Source organism: Microbacterium sp. Bi128, from assembly GCF_918698205.1.
Genome location: NZ_CAKKMM010000961.1, coordinates 1 through 1972 on the forward strand (window position 1 = coordinate 1; position 1972 = coordinate 1972).

The following is a 1972-nucleotide window of genomic DNA, read 5'->3' on the forward strand; positions in this document are numbered from 1 at the left end:
CCTGGGCGCGCCGCGGCGTGGCCATGGGCCAGGCCCCCGTTGAGGTGATTGCCGCCGCTGACGAAGTGACGAAATCGGTCTACGACGACGGCGCCGCGCACGTGCTTCGCAGCCTCCTCTAAGGCCTCAAAGGCGCGGCAGGGTCGGGCGGTTCCGGGGAGGGGCCGGGACGGCTAGCGGACGTCGAGGATGAGGCCCAGGAGCCGCGCCGCAGCGGGCCGGGCCGCGTGTTCTTCATTCCACTGGGACCGGGCCACGGCCTTGCTCACGGCCTGGGTGGTGATCCCGAGTTCCTCTGCGACCGCCTTCTGCTGACCCCGCACCCCCGGGGTGAGCAAGTCCAGTACGCGCCATTCCGCGTGGCTGCGGTCGTGCACAATGTGGCCCAGGAGGCGCAGCACGGCTTCCGCCTCTGCGGCAAGATCGGCCAGCGGACCCTCCACGGCCACCCGGACGCGGTCCTTGTGGTTCCGGAGGCGATCCACCGCGCGCCGGGCATAGATCAGCCCGTGCCCGGAGGCGTCCTTGATCTGGTTCGGCAGGGGTTCATTGACCGGGCCCACGCCAATGCCCACGTACCAGCTGCCGCTGCGCAGGGCGATCATGGCCGCTTCCACCGTCTGATGCGGACAGTCCAGGATCCCCTGGACCTCATCCTCGACGGAACGGTCGAAATCAAGGCGCGCCGGAATGTGCCGCAGGTCCTTGAGGAGCTGCGGCACGCGGTCGCCGTCGCGCCGGCTGTCGGTTTGATTGATGGTCAGCGTGAACATTCTGATGACACACTACCTGCTGGCACTTGCGGGGCAAGTTGTTGGCGGGCGTGCTGTGCCGGGGCCGTAACAGAGGCGGTTACCGGGAAGCGAGGCCGGAAAGCTGGCCGGAGGGCAGGTGGATCCAGCCTTCGGTGAGGGCCGCCGCGGCGTGCCCGGGCCCGGGCCGCAGCGTCGCGCCGACGGCGACGGCCCGCGCGGACAGGGAGGCGATGAGGGCATCGAACATGTCATCGGACGCCGCAAGATCGGCCCGGTACTCCGCCAGGTCCAGCCACGGCGCCTTCACGGCCAGGTCCGCCACCGCTGAGGACAGCATTTCCGCCTCCGGCGCCCCGCGCCCCTTGTAGCCGCGGGCATGGATCCCCCAGAGCTTCAGCGACGCCGCCGGGTACACCTCGGCAAGCCGGCCGCTGCCGTCCCTGGCCTGCGGACCGTACTCCCTTGCGATCTTCGCCTGAATCACCGCGCAACGCATCGCCGGGTGGGCCAGCCGGTCCGCGGAGACGCTGAGCGGGATCATGCCGGTGTTGCCGGTGACGAAACGGTCGGTGTCGCGGTAGGCGAGCAGCCGGCGGCCCTCGATCCCGTCATGGTCCAGCACCGGATGGGGTTCGAAGCTCAGGTGCCCGGCGATGAAGGGAAGAAACGCGACCGGCCAGCCGAGGGGGGAATCGATCCCCGTCATGGCGCTGGTGTCGAAGAGGCGGAGGAGCTCCTCGTCGCCCACGTTCAACGACAGATGCGCCAGGCGCGCCGCGCCGCCATCCCATTCGATGACGGCCGCCGCCGTCTTCTTCGCGGCGGCAGCGAGGTCGACGCCGAGAGTCCGCATCACCGCGCCCCAGCCACTTGACTGAACGCCAATCGAAAAACGCCCAACAAAAACGCGGGGTCACGTACCGCCCGTTCCGGAACCCCGGATGGGCGGTACGTGACCCCGCGCTGGAGTGCAGGAACGGTCAGTGGCCGGCTGCCGGAACGTAACGCTTGATGGAGGCTGCCAGTTCGGCTTCGGCGGCGGCACGGTCGCCCCAGCCCTCGGCCTTGACCCACTTGCCCGGCTCCAGATCCTTGTAACGGGTAAAGAAGTGCTCGATTTCCTTGATCAGGAACTCGCTGACATCGCTGATCTCTTTGATGTGGTCGAACCGGGCATCGGTCGGGACGCACAGGACCTTGGCGTCGCCGCCGCCGTC

At 68.9% G+C, this 1972-nt stretch carries 4 protein-coding genes; 1 reads left to right on the top strand and 3 read right to left on the bottom strand.

Going from position 1 to position 1972, the window contains the following annotated elements:
- The coding region (locus LQV45_RS28535; protein ID WP_230010336.1) for an HAD family hydrolase at positions 1 to 122 on the top strand (122 nt) is incomplete at its 5' end.
- Positions 123 to 173: 51 nt separating this feature from the next.
- On the opposite strand, the gene LQV45_RS28540 is transcribed toward LQV45_RS28535, so the two are convergent.
- From LQV45_RS28540 to LQV45_RS28550, 3 genes are all read right to left on the bottom strand, one after another.
- Positions 174 to 773: a hypothetical protein gene (locus tag LQV45_RS28540; RefSeq protein WP_223915353.1), complete on the bottom strand. Its 600-nt coding sequence runs from the start codon at positions 771 to 773 to the stop codon at positions 174 to 176.
- A 79-nt stretch (positions 774 to 852) separates the two neighbouring features.
- On the bottom strand, positions 853 to 1608 hold the full coding sequence (locus tag LQV45_RS28545) for a DUF429 domain-containing protein (protein ID WP_230010332.1): 756 nt from the start codon (positions 1606 to 1608) through the stop codon (positions 853 to 855).
- A gap of 127 nt (positions 1609 to 1735) precedes the next feature.
- The coding region (locus tag LQV45_RS28550; protein WP_230010334.1) for an inorganic diphosphatase at positions 1736 to 1972 on the bottom strand (237 nt) is incomplete at its 5' end.